Consider the following 6208-nt stretch of genomic DNA (forward strand, 5'->3'; position numbering starts at 1 on the left):
TCATCGACGGCAAGCTCGTCGAACGTCCCGCAGACTCGCCCGTCCCCACAGCCGCCTAGGAACTCACGATCCACAGGTCTTGACTATTGCTCGCCTTGTATGGAACGAACGCCATCTGCGGCACGCCCTGCGCGAGTACGAACGGTTCTACAACCAGCACCGAGCTCATCAAGCCCTAAACCAAGCAGCGCCGCTGCGCACCGTCCCCGATCCGATCACGGATCCCGAGCAAATCACCGACCTGAATGTATGCCGACGCGACCGGCTCGGCGGCGTCCTCCACGAGTACTCACCTGCGGCTTGAACGCATGGATGGAATTTTCGGCAGGCGCACAGTCGCCTTGCTCGCAGCCGAGCAGAACGCTCTCTGCTCGGCACAAGCTCCCTGTAGCGATCGAAGTCGTCTTCCCGCAGGTCTCATCGTCCCCACCTGACACAGCACATGCTCACCAGCGGAGACCCGCATCCCAAGAGGTACGGGCCCGGTTCCGTTCGGTACCGATCGATGGTGATCCGCTAGGTGTGAATCCGACCGGCCGTAAGGGCAAGGTCTGCGTCAGCCGAAGATTCTCCCTACCAGAGAGGCCCGGTCCGACCCCGGATCGGTCTGGTCACGGAATTGGCACACGCAGGATGGCAGCACCGTTGTAATGGGCCTCCCAAGCGGTGGCGCCGACGAGACCGAGCGGTTGCCTGATCATGGCAGAGGCCTCGCCGTTCACCCAGGATTCGAGTCGTTCCCGCACCGTCTCGACGGGAAGACGCCCCACCAACTGGGAGATCACCGTTGTACCTTCCACCATGCCGAACGCACATTTGAATGGCATGGTCTCACCTCTGGCTCGCGCAGCGGCATCGAGTGCCCTGTTGAGGCCACCGCAGATGCCATCGCTGGCCGCCTGCAACTGCATCGGAACCTGGGCCGCGCCAGGCAACTGCTCCCGCAGCAGATGCCTCTCCTCGTCATCGGCAAAAACGTAGTAGGCGTTCTTCGGGAGGTGGCCCGAGATCGCCTTGACGATCTCGGACACCAGTCGCTCGGCGTCGGCGTCCTCGAATATCTCGATGTCGATATTCCCGCCGGTATCACCTTCGCCTCCTCCCGTCACCTCACCCTGATCGCCGAGGATATCCTCGATCAGATCTTCGATATCGGCCTTGCCTACCTGCGCGCCGCCCAGCCAGCTGATAAATACTTCCACCATACCTACTCTATCTGTTGCCTGAACACCTTCTCAAGGAAGAACGCGTCCAGCTTCGTGAGCGACCTCTTCCGGCGGTCCGGACGGTCCCAGCTCATACCCTCGATCTTGTTCCTTAGGTCAGCCCCTTCTTCTCTATAAGCTTCTATGTAGAATTGCTCACCACCGGACATGGCGTCCCTGGAAGTATAGACGTCGATGATCTCAGGCTGTTTGTCTCCCAGCTCTGGGAAGTAGTGGTCATGCCCCTTCTTTTGCTTTTTGAAGCGCGCATTGAGCACCTGCTGAGGCGTTCCCTTGCCGCTGGCCTTGCCTATGTATACTACTTTATCCGCACTATTGCGGATGATGTATGTGATGTAGCTCCTTCCGCCTGCCGCACTGGGCACGTCGATCTTGATATTCTTCCCCGGCGTGATGCGGAATCTGCTGAACATACTGGCCTTGCCGCTGGCCTTGCCCTTGTCGCTACCCATGAGCTCATCAAGGTCATGGCGCGCCCATATGCCGTTGAAGAAGAAATCTGTGGCCTTCCTCCCACAGGACGTAAAGCCTATTTCTTCACAGATGGACATGGCGAGGAAGAATTCCTGCTGCGTCCTGAGGCGATCATCGTTCATGGCCTTCGAATATGTTCTGAAATGGTCGGCGGCACGAGCTTGCCAGCGCTCTATGAACTTCGCCCTGACCGCATCGTTCGGAAGCGCTCCAATGATGATCTCGATGGCTGATACATAACTGCCACTGCCACCGCCAGCGTCGACGTCGAGACCGTCCGGATCGGACTGCCCAACAGGATTGTCGGCTGCGTAGCCGTACGGGCTCGTCAGCTCCGGGTTTTCGGTGTCAAATTTAGGGTCGGGAGATATGAACTTCGCCGTGGCGGGGTCGTAGTAGCGCGCGGACAGGTAGCTCAGCCCCGTGGAGGCGTCTTCTACCTTGCCGAGGAAGCCGCGGTCAGTGGAGGGCAGATCGTCCACGCCCCGGCGCTGGCCGTAGGGCAGATAGCGTTCCCGTGCGACCTGGCCGGTGGTGTCGTCGATGGCCAGTTGCATCGAGCCGTGCAGGCCGGAGGCCGCCCACTGGAAACCGTTAGTGGTGCGAATGCCGATGACGGCGCCGTCGGGCGAGGCGTAGTAGCGGGTCGCCTTCGTTGTGCCGGAGGCGCGTACCTCCATCCCATCCAGATAAAGAGTGGTCCCACTTGCTTCACGCCGGATGAGCCGCTCGCCATCGGCATCGTAGACCATGGAGGTGTCCACGCCATCAACGGCGGCCCTCTCCAACTGCCCTGTCTGGTTCCACGTAAATGTCGTCTGCTTGCCGTTTACGGTGCGGCTGATGAGCTGGCCGGCGTTGTCATAGGAATAGGTGTCAGTTCTGGACGGTCGCGCGACGGAGGTGACTGCGTTGGGACGTACCGCCGAGGATCCAGGCGCCGGGTAATGGTATGTAGCCGTCTCCGTACTGTCGGTCAGAGAGGCGATGTTGCCGACGGCGTCGTATGCGTACGTGTGACGGTAAGGGTCGATGCCTTGACCGTCAGGACCGGCGGTACAGTCGGCCCGTGTTGTGGTGAAGGCCGAGGCGAGCCGACTTAGAGCGTCATAGCCGAAGCACTCTGATTGGCCGGGGCTACTTCCGGTCGCTGACGTGGCGTCGAGAACCTGCGTGATCTCACCGGCCCGGTTGTAGCTGAATACGTCATCCTGGGCAGTAACGGGGCTCGGTGTGTTCGCTTTCGCGGTGGTGGTCAGCTTGCCCAGCCACCCGGTCCCGGGATCCCAGGTGAAGGTTCGTTTGAGCTGACCGTTGCTTCCATATAAGCGTTCGGCAATGCGGCCGGTGGAGCCGTAGGAGGTGTCTTTGACGTAGACCGTGCCGCCGTTCAGGTCCGACGAAACGTCCTTGGGCATCCCCAGGTCCGAGTAACCATAGGTGAGGGTTTCTGATTGGAGACCTCCCGCAGCAGGCAGAGTGCGCGTCAGTGGGTTGCCGGCTCTGTCGTAGGTTATGGCGAAGACATAGTCCCCTGCGATTCCCGTCTCAGCGGCTGGAATGGATACCTTGGTGCCGGTAGGGCGGTAAGAGCTGTCGTAACCGGTAACAGCCTTGGTATAGGCACGGCCGCCAGCATAGCGAGTGCTGGAGGTAACCTGGCCCTGCGCAAGGGTGTCGTACAACCATTCGGCCAGCTTGATACCGGTGTCGACCTCTCCAGCCCACTGAGTCTTTCTTCGACCTATGTCGTCGTAGGTGTAGGAGGTCTTAGTGTTGTTCCCGTCAATGTTCCACAGGATTCGTCCAGCGGCGTCATATCCGGTGGAGGCACTACCACTGTCCGGAGCTGTGGTGGCGATGCGCCGGTCGAGCCAGTCGTAGGAGAAGGTGCGAACATTGCCGTTGGCGTCGGTGAGCCTGGTCAGTTTTCCGGCCAGATTGTACGCATAGGTCGTGTCGTGATGTGTGGAGGTGTCGAGCCATTCTTCCTTCTTGATCGTGCGTCCTGCTGTGTCCAGGACGGTTGCCACCTTTCCGCCCACCGATGGCTGCACCTCGGCGCGGTCCATGCCGGGATAGCTGGTGGTGGTCCGCCGGAATTCGACTGCAAGGTTCATGTCGATGTTGGCGATCGGACGCTTGAGCGCGTCGTAGAGCGTTTTCGTCCACTGCGGCAGGCTTTCGAAAGCCGGGTTGAGCAAGCCGCTCCCGGGGGCGCCACCGTTGTACGCTGGCAGAGCCTTGACATACGTCAGGCCTCGGGCGTCATAGGCCGTGACCGCGATGGTGCGGCCTCCTTGAGGTGACGGCGTCTGCACTTCACGGATCCGGCCGAATCCGTCCTCGTAGGTGTGCGACTCGGTGTACTTCGCCGCGCCCCCGGTACCAGACAGTAGCTGTCGCATGACGGTCTTTATGGGACCGTTCGGTTGGCTGGCGCTCCCCGCGACGGGGATGTCGTAAGCAACAGTGGCAGTGGGTGTCCCGCCGCTTCTCGGCTCGCCCGTGCCCCACAACCTGACCGATCGGCCGAGGCCGTCGTGGTCGATCTCCGTCAGTCTTCTATTGGCGTCGAGTACCGAGATCACCAACCCGGTACCGTAGGAATACTTTGTTGTCGTCTTCTGCCCGAGAGGGTTCGTTGTGGTAACCCCATTGAGCGGCCATCCGACAGGCGGGTCATAGGAAGTGGTGGTGACCTTGTTCAAGGGATCGGTAGTTGTCAGCGTGCGCCCGTACTCGTCAAAAGTGCCCTTCGTAACGGAACTGCCGGTGGCGTTGAAGTGCAGGCGAGTCTCCGTGACGTTCCCATCGCTGGGCGCGTTGGTCGCCGGATCTGATCCGCCGTCATAAAGGAAGACCGACTTGCCGTACAGCGCACCGGCGACACAGTCGTCACCTGCTCTGCGCTCGACTACGGATGGAAGTTTGGTGAAGTACTGGCCTCCCGCGACATTGCGTGCGTATGTCGTGGCAGTACAGGAGTTGTCGGTCGAGACCCCGTCCTGGCCTAGTACGGCAGCCGCCATTCGTTAGTTGAGCTGGATATATGCGGTGCTCAGGCGGGCTCGGTGATGAAACCAGCGGGCGTGGGCTTGATGGCGGCGTCGCCAGGCCGACCAGTGGGCGGCGTGTTCCAGCGTCGGTGTGCGGCCGGTGACGGCGTTGAACAGGCCCTTGACCTCGGCAACCGTCAACGGGATGAGGCCAGGGTCGGCGGGCGGTGCTTCGTCGGGATGAGTGGGGCGGTTGACCTGGGTGTCGGTTCCGTGCCGGGCTGCAGCGGCGGTGACCGCGCAGACAGCCAGGGCGGCCATGACCAGCACGAGGTGTCGCAGCAGTGCCTGGTGGAGGCGGACCTGGGACTGGTCCAGGCCGAACAGGTCCTTGCCGGCTTGGAAGCTTTCCTCCACCGGCCATCTCAGCCCGGCGGCGGAGACGAGCCGGGCCAGGGTGACCGGCTGGCCGGCAGGTACGAAGCAGTAGTGAAAGGCCACCTCGCCGGTGGTGCGGTGCTTGCGGACCAGCAGGAAGTGGGCAGAGCTGGCGGTGGCGATCCACGCCCAGGCGTAGGTGCGTTCGCCCTTGGAGCCGGCCCCGGCTGAGCGGATGGTCCACCGGCGTTTCTGCCGCAGGTGCTTGGCCACGGCCTGGGCGCAGGTCAGGCAGGTGCCGCCGCCGAGGGTGAGGGTAAAGGTGGCGCGGATGCGCAGCACGTAGGCCTGACCGCGTTCTTCCAGGAAGGTGCGCAGCTTGGTGCAGGCGCCGTAGACCTCGTCCCCGGTCACGAAGTCCAGGCGCACGTTGTCGGCGTAGGCCTCGCGCAGCAGGTCGATGGCCAGTTCGCCCTTGGTGGCGAAGGTGAGATCCAGCGGCAGGCCGGTGGTGATCGCGGTGACCGGGTCGCTGATCTGCTCGGCGGGGATCCATTGCCGGGCGCCGATCAGCGCGTGCCCCGCCCTGGCACGCACGTAGGCGAGGTAGACGGTGTTGACGCCGTTGTCGATGCCGCCCGCGCAGCCCATGTGCTGGCGTTTCACGCCCGCCGTGGCTACGCCTTTCTTCTCCTGACCGGACTCGTCCAGCACGCCGACGGTCAGGCTGCCCGATCGGGCGGCGGCATCAAGTCGGGCGACGGCGAAGCGGCGGACGGTGCTCATCGCGCCCGCGGTGTCCCACCGGGCGCGATTCAGCAGGCGCTGGGTGGCGTCCGGGCGGCGGTCGCCGATCCACTCGGCGATCGTCCAGCCATTGCGCCTGGGCAGCTCGGACATGACGGCTCGGACGTACTTGGCAGCCTGCAGCCGCGGTTCGATCCTGGGGAACCTCGGGGCCAGCGCGGTCATGAGGTCGTCGAGGTTCCGTTGCACACGCCGGGCCTCTACGATGAGGGCAGCAGCCGCTTTGGATCGTGAGGTAGGCCACGGGCGCGGTGTCGGTATCGCTACCGGTCCGTTTCCCGTGACCCCCTCCCGAACCCGGCGTGTCCATTGCTGAACACCGGG

4 protein-coding genes are annotated in these 6208 nt (G+C 62.8%); 1 reads left to right on the plus strand and 3 read right to left on the minus strand.

Annotated features, from left to right (window positions below; all coding sequences use genetic code 11):
* Positions 1-304, plus strand: a 304-nt coding sequence (locus tag AB0J87_RS64250) for a hypothetical protein (protein ID WP_363985881.1), incomplete at its 5' end; no start/stop codon positions are given.
* A gap of 307 nt (positions 305-611) precedes the next feature.
* Here the strand turns inward: AB0J87_RS64250 and AB0J87_RS64255 are convergent.
* The 3 genes from AB0J87_RS64255 to AB0J87_RS64265 are packed head-to-tail and all read right to left on the minus strand — an operon-like array spanning position 612 to position 6073.
* A complete protein-coding gene (locus AB0J87_RS64255; RefSeq protein ID WP_363985883.1) occupies positions 612-1205 on the minus strand; it encodes a hypothetical protein in 594 nt (197 codons plus the stop codon).
* A gap of 2 nt (positions 1206-1207) precedes the next feature.
* Complete coding sequence (locus AB0J87_RS64260) at positions 1208-4732, minus strand: RHS repeat-associated core domain-containing protein (protein ID WP_363985885.1); 3525 nt, start codon at positions 4730-4732, stop codon at positions 1208-1210.
* A 3-nt stretch (positions 4733-4735) separates the two neighbouring features.
* Positions 4736-6073 carry an IS701 family transposase gene (locus AB0J87_RS64265; RefSeq protein ID WP_363985887.1) on the minus strand — a complete coding sequence of 446 codons (1338 nt, stop codon included), beginning with the start codon at positions 6071-6073 and terminating at the stop codon, positions 4736-4738.
* Between the last annotated feature and the right edge of the window lie 135 nt (positions 6074-6208).

Source organism: Nonomuraea sp. NPDC049625 (assembly GCF_040675285.1).
Taxonomy (GTDB): Bacteria; Actinomycetota; Actinomycetes; order Streptosporangiales; family Streptosporangiaceae; genus Nonomuraea; species Nonomuraea angiospora_A.

Bases quoted from the DNA above. Each gene is read 5' to 3' on its own strand.
- AB0J87_RS64260 (WP_363985885.1), bottom strand. From the start codon at position 4,732: ATGGCGGCTGCCGTACTAGGCCAGGACGGGGTCTCGACCGACAACTCC.
- AB0J87_RS64255 (WP_363985883.1), bottom strand. From the start codon at position 1,205: ATGGTGGAAGTATTTATCAGCTGGCTGGGCGGCGCGCAGGTAGGCAAG.